The sequence below is a fragment of the Candidatus Uabimicrobium amorphum genome, assembly GCF_009002475.1.
In the GTDB taxonomy this organism is placed as follows: Bacteria; Planctomycetota; Uabimicrobiia; order Uabimicrobiales; family Uabimicrobiaceae; genus Uabimicrobium; species Uabimicrobium amorphum.
Map to the genome: position 1 here is coordinate 6,301,121 of NZ_AP019860.1, position 19,487 is coordinate 6,320,607.

Sequence of the window (19,487 nt, forward strand, 5' to 3'; positions counted from 1 at the left end):
AGAAATCGCTTTATCCATATGCACATATTTTTCAAAAAAAAGCTGTTTAGTCGGATATTTGTATGCGGCGTGTCGGTTACGCCCATAAAAAACTTACAGCAGAGAAAAAAAACGCAACAGCGTTTACACAACGTTGAAAAGTTATTGCAGCAATTGCTTCATGAGTAATTTTTGTTGAATAGAATATTTTTCGAGCATAACAGTACAAAAACAAATCAGTTTTTATAGGAAATAGACTTCAGTTCCTGCGCTGCAGAAGAGATAAAAGTAACAAGTTGATTGTCTCTGGATGAAATTAGTTAACATTTTTGAAATTTTTAAAACAGAAAGAAAAACTATGTACAGAATTGTTATTTTTCTTTTTATTTTCAGTTTACTATTAACTGCTCAGGAATTTAATAGTGATATTAAAATAAAGACAACAGGTAATAGTGCCAATCTTTACTTGTACAACGGAAAAGGTAACCAATGGCAAATAGGAGGAGGAGAGGCTGGTTGCTATCTTTACGACAGAGTAGGAAATAGATATACGTTCTTCTCTGATAACTCTGGACGAGTAGGCATCGGTACTACAAAACCTACTGAAAAACTTCATGTTAGCGGAGATGTCAAAATAAAGACAACAGGTAATAGTGCCAATCTTTACTTGTACAACGGAAAAGGTAACCAATGGCAAATAGGAGGAGGAGAGGCTGGTTGCTATCTTTACGACAGAGTAGGAAATAGATATACGTTCTTCTCTGATAACTCTGGACGAGTAGGCATTGGTACTACAAAACCTACTGAAAAACTTCATGTTAGCGGAGATGTCAAAATAAAGACAACAGGTAATAGTGCCAATCTTTACTTGTACAACGGAAAAGGTAACCAATGGCAAATAGGAGGAGGAGAGGCTGGTTGCTATCTTTACGACAGAGTAGGAAATAGATATACGTTCTTCTCTGATAACTCTGGACGAGTAGGCATTGGTACTACAAAACCTACTGCAAAACTGCATGTTCATGGCTCTGCTAAATTTGTTACCTATCCGGCAAATAATGTTGGCGTGCAAGTAGGTCACGAAAACGGCAATGCACCGTTTATTGGAAATCTAGGTGGTGATTATGGTCTAAACATAGTAACAAAGGGACAAAAAAGAATACATGTTGCTACCGATGGTTTTGTCCATGTATACAGTAACTTAAATGTAAATGGTATTCTAAATGTCACAAATGAATTAGAAGTAAAAGGTAAAAGTGGCTTTCACAGCACAGTTCAAACGAACAACAACGATATTTTATTGTACACAGATACGGCTCATGGAGTAGGAGTCTATCACCCAGCAAAGCCATTTAATGGCTTTTCCAGCAGTGGTCCTGTTGTTTATGGTTACAAAGGTGGTGCTCTTGGTACTACTGTAAGTGGACAAAAAGTTGCTTTGCAATGGAATGACCACAATCAGGTAGGGATCAATTGTAAACCTTTTGGACATTATGAATTGGCTGTTAATGGTGAAATTATTGCTACAAAAGGCTTAGAAGTAAAAGGCAAAAGTGACTTTCACAGTACAGTTCAAACGAACAACAACGATATTTTATTGTACACAGATGCGGCTCATGGAGTAGGAGTTTATCACCCAGCAAAGCCATTTAATGGCTTTGCCAGTAGTGGTCCTGTTGTTTATGGTTACAAAGGTGGTGCTCTTGGTACTACTGTGAGTGGACAAAAAGTTGCTTTGCAATGGAATGATAATAATCAGGTAGGGATCAATTGCAAACCTCACCAAAACTACGAGTTGGCGGTGAATGGGCAAGTAATTGCTACCGAAATAGTGGTTGAAAGTGGTTGGGCGGACTTTGTTTTTGATGATGATTACAAACTTATGCCTCTAGAGGAAGTTGAGCAGCAAATCAATAAAAACAAGCATCTTCCTGATATACCATCTGAAGAAGAGATAAAGGCAAAAGGGGTTCCTATAGGTAAAATGCAAGCTAAGTTACTACAGAAAATTGAAGAACTCACTTTGTATACCATTCAGCAAAACCAACAAATTAAGCAGCAAAATAAACAAATTCAGTTTTTAAAATTACAAAACGAAAATCTTTATAAGAAAACTATGGAAATCTCTAATATAAAAAGACAAATAAAAAATATGCAAGAGATTCTAATACACGGAAATAAATAACTATAGAGAGAAACAATATGAAATACATTTTCATTCTGATTTTTTTATGTCTAGTATCCAGAACTCTCAACGCCCAAAATGGCCTAGAGGAAAGTGCTGATAGGATGGATGTTGATGTTGAAGGGACATCCATGACCTTTACTGATCCACTTGCTGCTATGAATATGAAACTCAAAATTCTGGAAGAAAAAGAAAAAATAGTAGCAGAATACCTTGATATTAAACAAAGTGAAGTTCCAAACAACCCAGCAGCAAAAAAAATAATGAAAACACTTACTGAGGATATCGAGAAGTACTCTTCAAACGGATTAACAGAAAAAAAAGATACAGAAATAAACCTCAAATTTTACAAACATTTACGACAACACGCTACAAATTCTTTAAAGCATAGCTATGAAAAAAGAGAAACGGCTGAGGTCTTTAGGTTTGCAGGTCAATATATAAAGGAATGGGCAGAAGATGTGCATACATTAGATGGACACATACCTGAAGAGGTCGGCGAAGCTCTCGCAAAGCGTGTACCATGGTTATATATTACATTAGAATCTGCAAAACTAGGAGGCTTGGTGTTTGAAAAAGGCGTAGAATTCATAAATTTTGTGTATGGAAAGACCACTATCGCCGGACGGCAGACAAAATACGATAAAGTGAATAACATGGTTCGGCACTATGTTCAAAAATTGAAAAAATATAAAAAAAATATAACACCAAGTGACATACCATTTATTCCAAGTAAAGATGCTCAATACATAATAAGCGCTTTAAAAGAAGACAGTAAAAAAAATCGACAATATATAGAAAACTTGATTAAAACACAGGTTGGCAAAATGATGTCTGTCACAGTAGCAGAGCATGAACGTACGCGCGGCGAAATAAAAAATGTGGGTACTTTAGTTGTCAGAACCGCACAGATAACAAATACCAAACTTGATATAATTTCAGAAAGACAAAAAGTTACCAACCAAATGGTTCTACAACTTCTCAAAATTAAACAAAAAGAGCAGGAGGATGAGCAAAGAAAGCAAACCGGGGAATTAATGGCGAACCTTCGTCAACGAATAGACGAATATGAAAGAATGCAGATTGATAACTTTGAAAAAAGTTCATATGTATTAGGTAGTATTTTAAACATGGCCGACGATCCGACGTTAAAAAAACTAGGAGACCGGATTGTAAAGGTAGGTAAATTCTCTACTAATGCGGTACGAATACACAGAAACGCAAAAACATATATAAGTAGATACGGTGAAGTAGGCGCTGCGGCTTTATCATTAGACTATGCTATGTTAGCTGTTGAAATTGCGAATGTACTAATGGAAAAGGAATCTGTAGATGAAATAGTCCTGAAACAGTTAGGTATTATAAGCGAACAAATTATTCAGCTCTCGGAGAGCATGCATCGTCGTTTTGATGTAGTGGATGCAAAGTTAACAGATATTCATCAGAGCACACAACGCAACTTCGCACTGCTTAAGAAAATCTTAATCAATCAGGAGAAAATCTTAACAAAGTTGAGTGACATAGAGAAGGAAATCAGATCTCTCCAAGATAGAACGACAGTACTGATGGATAGCTTTTCGGCAAGAGGGCAAGAGGAAGATCAAAATGAATTGGCAAAAGAATTTGGCAATCTGTCGACAGGAAAAGATAAATTCGAAGAAAAGATAACAAAGATACCTGCAAACAAAGTAGAGTATTTGATTGAAGCCAAAGAAAAATACCGAAATTTTTTGATCTCTTGTGAATCTATGTCTCTAAAGAAATCAGTGCAGTCGGCATACCAAACATCTCAGGAACTAGATAGCGTTATTGACAACATTTTAAAAGATCCGCAGAAAAAGATTCCTTTTAAATATTGGAATGTGCTCATTCAAGAGGCAAAGAAAAAGGTCGGTTACAATCCAGATCAAGAAAAATACTTTGATAGAATCCTGTTTGGCGAATATTCGAAAATACCCAATATAAAAGCTTGGGATTTCGGAGCAACATATGCTGTTAGAGCTATCGCGATGTATAATAACTCCTATCCAAATAACCAATATGAAGAGAAAAAAGACGAATATTATAAAATTTTTCTGAATCCCAGTGAAAACGAAGAGTGCTACAGAATTTTACGTGTAGGAAAAGCTTTAGATGACTTTTTAAAAAATTTCCCTAGTGCCAGTCTGATAACAAAGTTGTTACGAGAGTATGTTGAGATTTACCAAACAATCGAACAACAAGACTTTAATTATTCTAAACTGGCAGATAGAAGTTATTTAGAAGAACTTTACAATGAAGAAAATTCTAATTTTAATATAGACACTTTTATAACAGATTCAATAGACACTTTAGACAAACCATATGCAAAGCATCATCCGAAACAGACTCTCATAAACGAGTACAAAAAATATCGCGAACAGAGTATTTCTGACATAAGGCAAAATAGGTGGATTCTTTGGCAAAATGTACATGATAGTAATTTAAAAATTACCTCTGATTACAAAGAAGATTTTTTTAGTACGTTACATTGTTATGAGTTAGAAAAGGGGCAAATAAGATTTGGTGGGCAGGAAGATATCCGTAGTGTTAATATTGATCAGAAATTACCACAATACATTAAAACAGGTATTCGATTAGGCTTGGTTCACTTTCCACGATTATTTTTTGAATTTGGCCATAACTCAGAAGTACCAAAGTCTTTAATCAAAGAAGGCGACAGAAAATCGTATTATTACAGCCCCTACAGGCACTACTATGCTCTTGGATTTGGAAGCTCAGCACCTTTTTATTTTATGAGTGCTAGGCGATCATCTTTTCTTAAACCTATAGCAGATTCGGGATTTTATTTTCACAGAAAAAAGAGATTTGTGGATAACTTTAACCATCAAATTAATCCTACCATAGTAGATGCAAAAACAACACTCGGTGAATATATGGTGGTAAATAATTCTGCAACGGTACAAGATGAATGGTATGCTAAAGCAGAAGAAAATATCATTCTTAGTGCCGACAAAAACGGATTTAACATACCAAAACACAAAAAGATTATTTTAGAAGCCGGTAATAGGATTGTCTTAAAACCCGGGTTTCGTTGCTTAGGAAGTTTAGTCGCCAGAACAAAAATAACAACATATACAGGTGTTGTAGCAAAACGTCTAGAAGAGCATAAAGACCGTTACCGTATCAAAAGTAAACTTGAAGAATTGCGAAAGCTTTTACTTGATAAACGCTGGGAAAAAGGCGATTCGAAACTTCAACAACGACTAGAAGATTTGGATAAAAAAAGAGAGTTGCTAAGAACATACTTTAAAATATTTTACCCTACCTATTTTCAGCAACAAAATAACTTTTTAGAAAAAAATCGTTTGATAAATCCAGAAGTGGTTTTACAAGCACTTAATTCTTTACCAGGTCGCGATGATATCTACTATTCCTTTTATTTTAAAAACGCAGCTAATCGAGACAGCCTACGGCCTCAATTCTACAAAACAAGCTCACCTAAAGTTTTCGAAAATTTATGGTCAAATTGGCAGCAGCGCATAGATAGTTGTCAAAAGATTCTTGAAAAAGCAGCGCAAGAGAAAAAAGGAGACCATCAAGTACTCTCAGGATCAATTACATCCTTAATATTTCTTCTAAACCTTTACCCTAACAAAGAACTTGAAGAAGATAAGAACCACGGATTACTGTTTAAACAAAAAAATGGATAAATTTTTTGTAAGTTTTATAACTTTGTTCGTATTGTAAAGACCATGCTGCTACCTTGAGAAATCGAGGTAGCATATTTTTTTGAGTTATGGTTTATTTTTGATTTTCAAACATCGCATCTATTATAATTGGACGTTATTATAGGACAGTCGACAATTAATCGTAGTCAGGGTAACAAGATGGACAAGGTCAAGGTACAAAACGTACAACAAAATTTACCGCAACTGCTTTCACAACTAAAGTCACTTGGCTTCACCACGACGATTCCACAGATGCAGTCCGTGCAGTCGGTGTTGATTGTGCTTGCTGCTGAGCAAGATGAGGTCACTATTGCGAAGCTGACGAACTATATCGCACCTATTGTGTGTAGTTCTCCACAACAACAACAGAATTTTCGCACCTATTTCCCGCGGTTCTGCGCGGCGATTACTCCTGTTGATGAGGTCGTTGTCGAAGAAGACGATGTTGTACTTCGCGACGAGCCACGGCCTATGCGGTGGCGACGCTGGCTCGCAGCGGCTATGTTTTTGGTGGTGACATTTTTATTACATACATGGTGGAATTTACCGCGTACGTATCTTATCTCGGGGCTTGTTGTGGATCATAATCATAGTGGAATTGCCGATATCGCGGTGAGTGTGGCCAATAAAAAGCTCATTACTCGGAGCAATGGTTATTTTGCGACTACGTTGTCCACGCGTGAACGCGAGGTCAAAGTACTCGTTGATTACGGCAACGGTTTGGTCGAACGCAATCTTGAGCTGCAAAGAGAGCATCATATAAAGCTTGACAACATTGTATTATCACGACTTGAAGTTTCGGGAAAGGTAAGTGACGACAAAGGGCAAGCACTCACCAATGCGACCTTGGCACTTGCGGGAAAAACATTGGCAACAGATGACAGTGGTCGCTATCAATTTTCATTGTACATTGCCGATGAGAAAGAGTTGAAGCTAGGTGCAAGCTGCGATGGTTATTTTTCGGTAGAAAAGGCCATCACCGTAAGCAAACCGCGACAAGTGTATGACATTGCACTCAAGAAAATTGTGCGGCATGACTTAACGATAAAGGTCAGTGGGGAGAAAGAAAAGTCCGTTACTGACGCGCGGGTGACGTTTCAAGGACAGAACGTTCCTTTTGTCGATGATGCTTATCGCGTACAATTTGCCGAAACGCTACAGAGAGCCATTTTACAAGTGGAACATCGCGACTACCAAGCATGGCAAGAGGAGATCGATCTCACCACAACACGTGATATCATGGTACAACTGCAATCCCTTGTAGATCATCGTCTCGAAGGGACAGTGGTGGACGCTGGTAATGAGACGGTGGCGAACGCCAAAGTTGAATTTCTCGGGCAAAAAACGACAACGACAGCACAGGGAACGTTTGCCTTTCACTTTCGCACACGGCAAAAACAAGGGTACTTACAAGTACAACACAATAACTACGAGAGCTATCAGCAATTGGTGAGTATCAATAGTGAAAGTATTCGTTTAAAGATCACTCTTTCGCAGCGTTCGATTGCGGTATATCGCTTTTTTTCGCAACTTGCCAATAAAAACTATGCGGCGATCATCACTCCGCCGTTGCCATTGTGGTTGTGGCTTGTGGTGGTAATTGTGGCAGTGTCCGCAATAGAACGACTATGGTGGCAAAAGTTCTACTACGGTAACAAACGCGAATTGCAGTTAGCCAATGCCAAGGAGCAGCAACGCCTTGAGGTAAAAAATCCACTGCCGCTTTTTCCGCAGACCATTGACATTCCGCAATTGCAAACCCTACAACAACGCCGTCACGTGTTTTCCAACAAGCTCGATTTTTCCGCGACCGCCAAGGCCACCGCCGATGCCGCGGGAATGTTTACTCCAGTTTACAAATCACAACGCCTCGCACCCGAGTACCTGGCACTTGTAGACCGCAACGCTGTACAAGACCACAACGCACAGTGGGCGCAAGAGCTTCTCGCGCATTTGCAAAAAAACGGTATCATTGTCAAGATCATGTACTACAACGAAGATCCACGCTATTGCTACGATGCTGCCGGACAGCGCGGTGCGTCGCTCGCGCAAATGGCCTACCAATACTACCAACATCGCCTACTCATTTTTGGTTCGAGCACAGGCTTTTTTGATCCATTCCGCCACGAAGTCTATCCGTGGGTAGAGCGTTTTTGCGAGTGGGACATTCGCTCGTTTTTTACCCCAGAACCTACTTCGAACTGGGGATACCGCGAATGGTCGCTAGCCAAGATGGACTTTGTTATGTTTTCCACCAACAGTATCGGTGTCGAAGCCTTCGCCAGACTGATGGCCGGTGAAGAGGTCAGCTCAACCGATGTTGTGTCCTGGGACGCACAATTACCAATGTGTCTGCGCGAAGACAGCGAAAGCTGGATCGAAGAACGCTCTCCCAAACCGCAGGAAATTAGCGAATTACAAGAAGCCTTGCGTGAATACCTCGACGACAGTGGCTACCGCTGGCTACAACGCTGTGCCGTGTACCCACAGATTCACTGGAAAGCAACGCTATATCTCGGGCATATGCGTGACGACAACGCCACGACGCTGTTTAGCGAAAAACGTTTACTACGCCTGATGCGCTTACCGTGGTTTCGCCACAGTGCGATGCCACAGTGGCTACGCACTCACCTACAACAAGACCTGGAAAACGAAGAACGTCAACAAGTGTTAGACGCGATACAGCACCTACAACCGCTCGGCGATTTGTACATCAAAAAAGACGACATCACCTACCGTAGCCACAATCTTTTTCACCTTCGCGGGGAAAATACCCCATTTGCGGCACACATGTCACGTGCATTGCAACCACAACTACGCAAAAAACTGGAACGCTATCACCAAAAAACAAGCTTTAGCTTTCGCGATGACCAGCCACTACGCGCACATAAAATTATACCGCGCTGGCGTGAGATCTTTGCGCGTAAACACTGCGCATTAGAAGACAGCGTACGCTTACAAGAAATCCACCGCATTCCCGTTGTTGGTCACGAACGCAAGTGGAAAAGACTTGCGCTGGCCGCTTGTATTCTCATAGTGAGTATCATAGCTATCGCACCTCTGTGGCGTACCAGCATACCCCAAGGTTGGGAGAGTTCGTTGTGGGAGTTGTGTTGGAATGCGGAGAGGGGATATATAGACTTTACTGTAGAGGAGTGGGGAGCTTTGTCGCACGGCAAGCAGGTGGAGTTATCACGTAGTTACCAGGAGTGGTATGCGCAGGAAAAAGGGTTGGAGTTGACGAAGGAGGTGGCAAGAAGTGGTGCGAAATTTGTGTTGAAGATGATCCCACCGGGGAAGTTTTGGATGGGCTCACCGCAGGGAGAAAAGGATCGCGAAGATAATGAGGTACGGCATAAGGTGTGGGTGAGTGAGGTATACTATGTAGGAGAGACGGAGGTAACGCAGGGGCAGTGGTCTACTGTTATGGGGGCGAATCCGTCTATTTTTAAAAATGTGGGATTACAGGGGCCTGTGGAGCAGGTATCATGGGAAGATTGTCAGGAGTTTTGTAAGAAAGTGGGGATGAGGTTATTGACGCAGGCGGAGTGGGAGTATGCTTGTCGTGCGGGGACGACGCGAGCTTATAATTTGGGAGATAGTATAGATTCGGATAAAGTAAATCATAACGGAAAAGAGTATAGACGAACAGAAACGGTAGTAAAAAGTTTACCCAATAAGAACAGTTGGGGGTGTTATGATTTTCATGGGAATGTGTGGGAGTGGTGCAGTGACTGGTATGGTGATTACAGTGTAGCTGAGCAGAAGGATCCCAAAGGTTCACCACAAGGCTCGGAACGGGTGAATCGTGGCGGCGGCTGGAGCTACAAGGCCGGGGACTGTCGGTCGGCTCAGCGCAACAACTACGGGCCCGACGTCTGCGGTAGCGATCTGGGGTTGCGCCTCTGCGTTTCGGGTGAGAAAGTCAAGTAACAGTAGACTTGTATCCCTTTTACATTTTTACCTTTGCCGTAAAAATGGACTACGATTGTACTGACGAAATAGCGTACCTTAGTTGCTAGTTGAGTTTATTTGCTAGAAGTTTAACGTTTTATTTAACAGCCACTTGTGTCATTGCCGCGAAAGTGGCAAACCAGTTTAGTGAAAAAACTATATTGCTGGATCCCCATTTTCATGGGGATGACACGTTGGCGAATTTTAGCTAGCAATTAGAGTAGCATATAAATGTAATCGTTGTCTGTTATTTTTTTTACTGCAATGCGATTTCAATTGGAGTATCTGTTCTTCGGTTAGTTTGGTAAATTTAGCAATTTGCGCAATGCTGTTGTTACTTGTAAGGAAAAGATTTTACCACAGAGACACAGAGAAAAGGAGTAAAAGCTGTTGTAAGTTATTTTTCATAAGGCATAGTTCAGGAAGTTGTGAGATGCTTCAAATATAGCTTGACGGACAACACTATCATAGTTGACTTTCTCTGTGCCTCTGTGGTTCAAAACATTGTGGACACGACAGCCAATATCAACAAATGAAAAAGATTTTACGACAGAGAGAGGCACAGAGAAAATGGTAGTTTGCAACTGTGATGCGCTATAGGTTATTCCTATAGGAATTTTTGTCCCATACTGGAGGAGGACTGCCAGTAGCTCTATAGGTTTGTCTATAGAGATGCCCATAGGTATTTCTATAGATAGACTGCATAGTAAACCTATAGGCAAACTACATACATATGTTGTTTTACTGTTCTAGTGTAGTCCATTTTTGCGTCGCGCAAAGGGTAAAAAAGTAAAAGAGCAAAGGGATACAAGTCAACTGTTACTTGACTTTCGCACCCGAAACGCAGAGGCGCAAACCCAGATTGCCATTGCGGTGGTCGGGCCAATTCCCGGAACGTACAGCCGACCGACAGAACCAGGCAGCGTCGTTCCAGTTGCAGCCACGACACACCCGAAACGAGCCTTGTGGTGAGCCTTTGGGATCCTTCTGCTCAGCTACACTGTAATCACCATACCAGTCACTGCACCACTCCCACACATTCCCATGAAAATCATAACAACCCCAGCTATTTTCATTGGGTAAACTTTTTACCACCGTTGTTGTTTCTCTGCATTCTCCTTTTTTTCCTCTGTACAGATAGTCACCATTGTAATTCACTCTATCCGTATCTATACTATCTCCTAAATTGTAAGCTCGCGTCGTTCCCGCACGACAAGCATACTCCCACTCCGCCTCCGTCAATAACCTCATCCCCACCTTACCACAAAACTCCTGGCAATCATTCCACGATACGTCCTCCACCGGCCCCTGTAACCCCACATCTTTAAAAACAGACGGATTCGACCCCATAACCGCCGACCACTGCCCCTGTGTCACCTCTGTCTCCCCCACATAGTACACCTCACTCACCCACACCTTATGTCGCACTTCGACATATTCGCGATCCTTTTCTCCCTGCGGTGAGCCCATCCAAAACTTTCCCGGCGGTATCATTTTCAACACAAACTTCGCACCGCTTCTTGCCATCTCTTTCGTCAACTCCAACCCTTTTTCCTGCGCATACCACTCCTGATAACTACGCGCTAACTCCACCTGCTTCTCGTGCGACAATGCTCCCCACTCCTCTACCGTAAAGTCTATATACTCCTCCTGCGCATTCCAACACAACTCCCACAGCGAATTCTCCCAACCTTGGGGAGCGGCTTTGCTTATGTTGATGTTTAGTTGCTGTGTGGTGAGTTCTTCTCCGGCGGCGCGTAGAAGAGTGCCGATTCTTTTCTCTCCTGTGGTAGTGGCGCGTAATTGGAATGTATATTTCTCTTCGCTTTTGCCTGCCACGGTGCGGGTGAAAATGTTGGCGGTTTTTCCCCATGTAATGCGGTAACTGTCGGTGGTTTTTTGCGCTCCGCTAACGAGTTCGATTCCTGTGGGTAGCGTGCAGATTACTTCTACGTCGTGGGCGCTGATTTTGCCGTTATTGACGACTTGCAATTCGCAGGTAAATTCGCGCTCGACAATGACATTTTGCGGAGCATCTATCGCGTGTTGCAGTTGCGCAATGCGCGGTGTGGCTTTGCCTAGTGGTTTTTCTGCGGTGATGTGCCACAGGCCTATGGTATTTTCGCCAGCGTATAGCAAGCGTTTATTATCTATAAAATGTAAGTTATTTACGGAAGATGAAAGCTGTTTAAAGGCGATTTCTTCACCTGTTGTGATGTTCCATATGCGTAGTGTGTTGTCATTGTCGAGTGTTGCCAGTTGATTTTCGCCATCGCTGGCAATCGTTGTTGCATCGTCGGCAAATTCTTTTTGAACTTCGGGTGTACTTTCCACTTCGTCACCCCAGTCATCCTCCTCATCTTCGGCAGCACCCCATAAACGCACTTTAGCGTCTGCGAGATACAGCACACCGGCGGAGCACCAAGTTAAACCAGGGGATTGTTGCATACTCTGTTGCTCTGCAGTGGGAAGTTGTTGTGTATTTTTATCACGGTCACGCATTAACACAACGCCATCGTATTTGCGTTGCGCGTAGACAATATCGTCTATTATGCATATGTTGTTCACAGGTGTTTTTACGTCCCAGCTCTCTGCTTCCTTGCCGTTTGCGGTGTCCCAGATTTGGATCAATCCCGTTTGTGTCGCACTTACGAGTTTGCCTTCGCAAAAACGCAGCAGTGAAGTTTGTGGATCGCATGACCATGAGCGTCGTTTTTTGCCCCAACGCCATAGTGTGATCTGTCCTTGCTGGTAGATCGCGGTCACATCGCGATCCCGTGGACTCCAGGCGACAAGGGCTTGTCCTTCGGTGATTTTTTGTGCTTGGCTGTGGGAGAAATTATCACCGAAGTTGTCGAGGGCAATGCGGTAGGTGTGATCGGTGGTGATGTAAATCGCATCGTCGCCCACGCTAACATTGCGTATGGCGGTGGGAAATCCGCTCATTTCACTTACGTTGCTCTCTCCACTTAGCCACAATTTGTTATTGGCAAACTGCGCACAATGGATGTTGCGTTTGGTGTTGGCGATGCGCAATGCCCAGGTATTGCCTGCGTCTGACGAATAGTATAGCACACCTTTTGTCCCAGCGCACCACACTTGGCGGTCACCATCACTGGCGATGGCGTGTATATGCTCTTTGCCACTCAGGTAGCTATGCGTCCATGTTTTACCACGGTCATCGCTGCAAATAAAGCGTCCATTTGTCCCGGCAATCCACACGTTTGAGCCGTCGTTACTACAAGAAACCGCCTGGAGTTTTTCACGTGGTCCGACAAAGCGTTTTTGCCAGGAGGCACCGGAATCCACGGAGTAGACAATCATACCGTTGTCGGCGGCAATCCAAATACTCTCTCCATTTGCCGTGACGGTAATGGCGTGTAAGTTTTCGTCACTGATTTTAGCTTGCTCGCGCCATGTTTTGCCATCGCTACTGTGCAAAATAACCCCGCGCTCGCCCACCGCCCATAGGCGCTGTTTGTTGCCGGCAATGGCGTAGAGATGCACAAAAGTACGGCTGCGCTGTTGTTGCCAATACTCACCATCGCGTGAGTATAGAATCACACCATCTTCACCCACACACCATACTTGGTCCTCATAAGTGTAAACGTCGTGAAGTTGCGCTTCGGTTTCGTAGTAGCCCCAGCTTTTGCCATGATCATCGGAAACAAGGATGACTTGTTCTCCCGTGGCCCAAATTTTTTGCGTGTTTACCTTGAGAGCGTTCACTGTTGTCGCAAACTCAACGCCCTCACTTTGCCACACCTCACCGATTTGTTTTTGCAGCAACAAATCCCATAACCACACCTCACGCTCTGCAGAAATCGCGGTGAGGGTGCGTCCACTGTTGTTAAACGCCAGCAAATGAGGTAGGAACGTGAGTGATTGCTGGGTGATTTTCTGTGCATTTGTGGTGTTGTATACGTGTATGGTCTTATCAATGGTAGCGATCGCCACGCGCTTGCCGTCGCGACTAAACTGGTAACGTGTGATCTCGGCGTCGACAACGCAACGTACTGTCTCGGTTTCCCCTACGACAGCAAGCACATTGTTTTTTTTGCCGTCGGCGTCATTTTCAATGCTTGCAGTTACTGATACGGCGTCTTGTGCAGTATCATCGTGTACGCTGATCATATCGGGAGGTGCTATGTAACTGGGAACTTGCGTGCGCATTGTGAGCATTGCAGCTCCTGTAGAAAGCAATACAAAAAGCAACAGCGCGATCTGCCACCATACGCGGCGATATTTTTTTGTATGGTAGCGCACGTAATCGACACTACCGTTTTGATCCGGAGTGTAAAGGTTGTGGCGATCAAAAGCGAATAAATCGCGCATTCCTTCGACAAGACCAATATACAAGTGACTCTTTGCGGCAATGTCACCCAGGAAGCCTTTTTCAATAAACCAACGGTTGATGACAATGCGTTCATCGGGTGTCGGTCCGCGTGTGATCCAGGTGCGCATCTGTGAGGGGAGTGCGTGTTTTAGGTAGTCGATGCCTTGCCACTCCCAGATTTTTTCCGTTTCCATGATGCGATTCATATCACGTGCCAACTCACCTACAAATTCTTCGCTCGGCTGTGGGTGTAAGTAGACGCGAATTTTGTTGCCGCGTTTACGTAGTTCATATACTTTGTCGTTGCTGTGAATGTAGTAGATTTTTTTTGCTTTCATTTTTTTACTCGTATTGGTTTTATTTACCTTATTGGTTGTCGCGTCCACAATGTTTTGAACCACAGAGACACAGAGAAACTATTATAGTTGTTCTTCCATCTATATTTGAAGCATCTCACAACTTCTTGAAGTATACATTATGAAAAATAACGTACAACAGCTTTTACTCCTTTTCTCTGTGTCTCTGTGGTAAAATCTTTTTCATTTACTCTATTGGTTGTCGTGGCCACAATGTTTTGAACCACAGAGGCACAGAGAAAGTAAATGTAAGGCTAAAAACGATTTGATCTCGCATTGTCGTATTTATCATGACAAATTCATGGCTTTCTTCAGGGCTTCATTAACTTCACAAAGAGTACTCGTTTTTAATTTCCCTATGTTTTTACCTAATTTTGAACGATCTAAAGTTGTTACCTGATGGCATAGCGCACAGCTCTGTTTGCTTAGCCCCGCTTCATCTTTTTCTATGATAACAACAGTAGGCCCTCTTTGCGTTTTCGATTTAGAAGAAGAGATCGGAACCACGATGATCGACCTCCATGATTCTACTTCGTTAAATCCATCATGAGAAACAACAATTACTGGTCTTCGTCCTTGTTGTTCTGAGCCTGAGCGAGGTTTTAACTCCGCAATATAGACATCTCCACGCTGCAATTATTCCTCCTTTATCAAAAATTGAATGGTGGCTTCTTGTAAACTGTCATCTAAGTCGTGTTCCGTGCCAGCGTTGGCTTGAGCATATTTTTTTATTTCGTTATGCAAATCTCTTTTTTCTTTTTCGGCAAGCCAATGTTCAATAGCTGCTCGCGCTATCTCTGTTGCTGGTTTTTTCGATTTTTTTGCTTGTTGTCTTAGTTTTCCGTACACTTCTTCACTAAGTGGTACGTGAAAATTTTTTTTCAATGTCATGGCATCCTCCATTTTTATGGCAGAAAAGTTGCCATTATTATATGGCAATTATTTAAAAGTTTCACGTTTTTTTATCAATCTATGGTGAAATCTTTTTCATTTACCGTATTGGTTGTCGCGTCCACAACGTTTTGAACCACAGAGTCACAGAGAAAGTGTTATAGTTATTCTTCCATCTATATTTGAAGCATCTCACAACTTCTTGAAGTATACATTATGAAAAATAACGTACAATAGCTTTCACTCCTTTTCTCTGTGTCTCTGTGGTAAAATCTTTTTCATTTACCGTATTGGTTGTCGCGTCCACAACGTTTTGAACCACCGAGTCACAGAGAAAGTGTTATAGTTATTCTTCCATCTATATTTGAAGCATCTCACAACTTCTTGAAGTATGCATTATGAAAAATAACGTACAACAGCTTTTACTCCTTTTCTCTGTGTCTCTGTGGTAAAATCTTTTTCATTTACCGTATTGGTTGTCGCGTCCACAACGTTTTGAACCACAGAGGCACAGAGAAAGTGTTATAGTTATTCTTCCATCTATATTTGAAGCATCTCACAACTTCTTGAAGTATACATTATGAAAAATAACGTACAACAGCTTTTACTCCTTTTCTCTGTGTCTCTGTGGTAAAATCTTTTCTATACAAAGTAGACAGTACTACTGTACCTGTGTTTGTGTGTAAATGAGCCGTAGTTGCTCAACAAACTTGCCCTGTTCCTCGACCGCAAAATAGTGCCGCACCTTTTCATACCAACTCTCATGTAGGTTGTGTAGTAGCAAATACATGATGTACACCTGATAAAAATCCTCTTCGTTATATCCGACAACACCAAAGTTATGTCCCAACCTACGCAAAAACCACCGTGCACTTTCGATGGGAATGACTTCACACGTGGCGGCAATTTCCTTAGTTTTGGGGAACTGGTCGCTGTTTCTGGTCATGGCTGCGAAGTCATGATGCTCGTGTACGATCGTAATGTGGTGACCGCTAGAGTCAAACTCGATATGTGCGGCGTTACGTAGCAAAAACGGTATGTAGTCGTCGTTAGTTGCGGGAGCACATAGCTTTTCGTTTTGCCAGTAGAAATCAATCGCGGTTGCATAATCGTAAGCAGCACCGTTGTGCGATACGGTAACTGTGATTTTACTGTCATCACGGTGCACTCGTAAATTGATTTTAGCCTGCGGATCACGCGCGTTGCCGTGGATGTGGGTGTGATAGAGCACACGGTTTATGACGGCACAAAATATTTGCGGGGCATGCGTTTGTAGCCACTGGATCACGGTGTCCATTTGTTGTGGATTTGAACAAATACTGAGTGAGACGGTGTTTTGTTGTGTTTGCGGAAGATTGTCGATCGTTGTGAGGGATGGCTGTGAACGAGCACAGATAATTTCAACGCGTTCGCTTCCCATTTGCAATGTATTTTGTTGCTGCAATGTGAAGTCTTGCGTTTCGCCTTTGGCGATTTTACTTTTATGAAAATGACTCCCATGGGCGGAAAAATTACGCAAATTTATTTGCTTACCGTCTTCGCTTAAACAAATGGTCGCGTGTTGGCGTGAGATGAACTGGCTGTCTATGGCAATATCGTTGTGGTAGCCTTTGCGTCCGATGCGAATGTCTTGTTGCGTGGGTAAATAAATTTTACGATATACACCACAGTACATTTGTGCTAGCGCGTATATATTTTTGCTGTCTACGTTTTCAAGCTGTTGCGAAACTTGTACGCGCGTGTAGCTGTGGTGTTCGGCAAGTGGACGCGCGTGGGCAAATTGTGCGCATAACTCTTTGAAGTCGCCATAAGATGCCTGGGTTTGGTAGAAGTTCGCGATGATGGTGATGTTTGCCTGTTGCTTTGCTTGGGCGAGAAGTTGCAATATTTTTTGTTTGTGTTGTTGCGAATTTATGGTGGCCACTTGGGCAAAAATAACGAGTTGTCTGTTGCAAATGTCTTTGCTCTCTTCGCGGGTACACGACAGGAAGTAGGAGATGATTTGCGAGAGGCTTTGTGCCGCTTCGGGAAGTAAATTCATATCTAGCCACAGTGGAATGACATTGCGCGAAGTGAGAAACTGGTGATAAATAGCCTGCATTTGTGGAAAGAGCGTGGCATTTTGCGCGTATAAAAATAGGATGGAGCGCGGTGTTGTGAAAAAGTCCTGTGGCGTTTGGACGCGGTTGTCTATGTCACTACAGGCAAAGGCCATGTCTTGAGTTAAAAACTCTTGGTTGAGCGCGGTGAGACATTTTTCATTGTAGCCTGCTAGGGTTGCATTACAGCGCCACAGGGCAAAAGGTGGAGTTTCATTCATTTGTGCGTAGCGAACTGTGATGTGGCGTGTGGCAAAAGGGAGTTCCTTCGTATAATTACCGTCGTGATCTACTATGATCCACAAAACTTCTTCGCATTGACTAACGTATTCGCATAAATGGCGGCTTGGCGAGGTGAAGTGTAGCTCACCATCTCGAGCATCGATGATAATATTGTAGTTGTATGATAGATGTGCAGCAATATAGTTGGCAACTAGGTGAAGATCTACTTTGGCAGGAACTTGTACTTCGGGGCTATTGCACTGTTCGGTGTAAATGGACACATCGTACAGTTTGTTTATCAGTGCTTGGTCTTCGATGAAAGGCGATTTTTGTAATTGGCTATAATCGACTGGTTGTGCAATAAATGGATTGGTGCCTAGCAGTTGTTTGACATCGTTAAAATGATCGCACCATTTGGTGTAAGAAGAAGCGGTATTTTGTTTCTGCGCTTTGGGTGCGATAAAGTACAGCTGTTTTTCCCTGACACAAGAGAGCTTTTCGCTGAAGTAGTCAACCTCAAGTAACTTTTCGCCATCTATGATCCCTGTGGCGATGATCGGGGTACGCAGTATGGAGCGTTGCCAGCATTCCCATAGGGCGATGGCGATGGCGATATCCAATGAATTTCCGGAAATTTCTCGTTCATTTGTATTTGTCGTTGACTCGGGGAGTATTGCAATACGATATTTGGCCGGAGGTAGTGATAACGTTTTGGCGATTTGCAGTAGTTTACTTTCGTAGCTTTGTGGTAATTCATAGTCTGATAAAGAAAAGTCAAACTGGTAGTTTTCGCTTGCTTCGGTGGCCGTGAGTACTTGTACTATGTGGGCTTGTTTGTTTTGGGGGTGGACGACAACGCCGTATATTTCATTGCGGTGTTGGTACTCCGTTACTTGGCCTTGCAGGGCTTGTATGAATTGCTCTTCTAATTTACGTCGGTTGCTGTGTGGGGGAAGATAGGCTAAGGAAAGTTGTGAGAGTTCGCGTAGTGTGTTGCATAGCTCGGTAAATTCTTGCGAGGAGAGACGTTGACATAATGAGGGAATTTGTTCTTCGTAGTAAAATTTAGGGGGGTGGTACTGGGTTTGTTTTTCAAAGCGTCGACGATATAAATGAAAGGCTTCCTGCATTGTGCGATTTCCTCGATTTTGGTGTTTTGTTGTGTGTAGGTGGTCTTTGTTGTAATGAAAAGATGGAACCACAGAGACACAGAGAAAGGAAAAAATGGTCAACGTATTGTTGCGTCCATTCCATTTGTTTTTCTTTGCGTTTCTGTGGTGATACAACGTTAAGTCATATTGTATCGTATTGCAACGTATGTTGCAATGCTTGAAGTGAGGACTGTTATAAGGAAGAACAGCAATCCGCAGACGCGAGCGATAGATCGCATACGTGGACTGCAGCGTTGCAACCTTCCTTAATTACGCGAATTCCTTGGACTATGTCGTTAAGACCTATCTCTTTTTCTTCTTGGCTCATTAACATGGCGCGGTGTTTTATTAGTCTATTGGCTTCACGACACTCCGCAAATCTCTTACGCACTTTGGAAATCGCTTTCCACAAACCATGTTCCGCAACCGCTTTTTTCGCATATTGTGAACACGAATCTTCACCATGATACACACGATGCGCACAACAGAAGCCCTTGTATGGGGAAATATATTTTTGGTAGCCATTAATAGCTCCGACTGCGAGCGTTTTCATATTTTTCTCCTTTCTTGTTTTATTTTCAATACGACGCTCGCTGTTTCACTT

General features: G+C 42.6%; 8 protein-coding genes. 3 read left to right on the forward strand and 5 right to left on the reverse strand.

Annotated features, from left to right (window positions below):
* Positions 1–337: 337 nt before the first annotated feature.
* The 3 genes from UABAM_RS22665 to UABAM_RS22675 all read left to right on the forward strand — a co-directional run bounded on the left by UABAM_RS22665 (position 338) and on the right by UABAM_RS22675 (position 9,807).
* On the forward strand, positions 338–2,164 hold the full coding sequence (locus UABAM_RS22665) for a hypothetical protein (protein ID WP_151970276.1): 1,827 nt from the start codon (positions 338–340) through the stop codon (positions 2,162–2,164).
* Between the two features lie 17 nt (positions 2,165–2,181).
* Complete coding sequence (locus tag UABAM_RS22670) at positions 2,182–5,856, forward strand: hypothetical protein (protein WP_151970277.1); 3,675 nt, start codon at positions 2,182–2,184, stop codon at positions 5,854–5,856.
* A 177-nt stretch (positions 5,857–6,033) separates the two neighbouring features.
* Entirely contained in the window at positions 6,034–9,807 is a 3,774-nt protein-coding gene (locus tag UABAM_RS22675; RefSeq protein WP_151970278.1) for an SUMF1/EgtB/PvdO family nonheme iron enzyme, read from the forward strand.
* An 840-nt stretch (positions 9,808–10,647) separates the two neighbouring features.
* Here UABAM_RS22675 and UABAM_RS22680 read toward each other — a convergent pair.
* The 5 genes from UABAM_RS22680 to yidD form a co-directional block, all read right to left on the reverse strand.
* Positions 10,648–14,502 carry an SUMF1/EgtB/PvdO family nonheme iron enzyme gene (locus UABAM_RS22680; protein ID WP_151970279.1) on the reverse strand — a complete coding sequence of 1,285 codons (3,855 nt, stop codon included), beginning with the start codon at positions 14,500–14,502 and terminating at the stop codon, positions 10,648–10,650.
* 306 nt (positions 14,503–14,808) lie between these two features.
* Complete coding sequence (locus tag UABAM_RS22685) at positions 14,809–15,156, reverse strand: type II toxin-antitoxin system PemK/MazF family toxin (RefSeq protein ID WP_151970280.1); 348 nt, start codon at positions 15,154–15,156, stop codon at positions 14,809–14,811.
* Complete coding sequence (locus tag UABAM_RS22690) at positions 15,157–15,411, reverse strand: hypothetical protein (protein WP_151970281.1); 255 nt, start codon at positions 15,409–15,411, stop codon at positions 15,157–15,159. It lies immediately after the preceding gene.
* A 661-nt stretch (positions 15,412–16,072) separates the two neighbouring features.
* Positions 16,073–18,862, reverse strand: a complete 2,790-nt coding sequence (locus UABAM_RS22695) for an FHA domain-containing protein (RefSeq protein ID WP_151970282.1) — start codon at positions 18,860–18,862, stop codon at positions 16,073–16,075.
* Between the two features lie 214 nt (positions 18,863–19,076).
* Positions 19,077–19,436 (reverse strand): membrane protein insertion efficiency factor YidD, encoded by a 360-nt coding sequence (gene yidD / locus UABAM_RS22700; RefSeq protein ID WP_151970283.1) that lies wholly within the window; start codon positions 19,434–19,436, stop codon positions 19,077–19,079.
* Positions 19,437–19,487 lie beyond the last annotated feature (51 nt).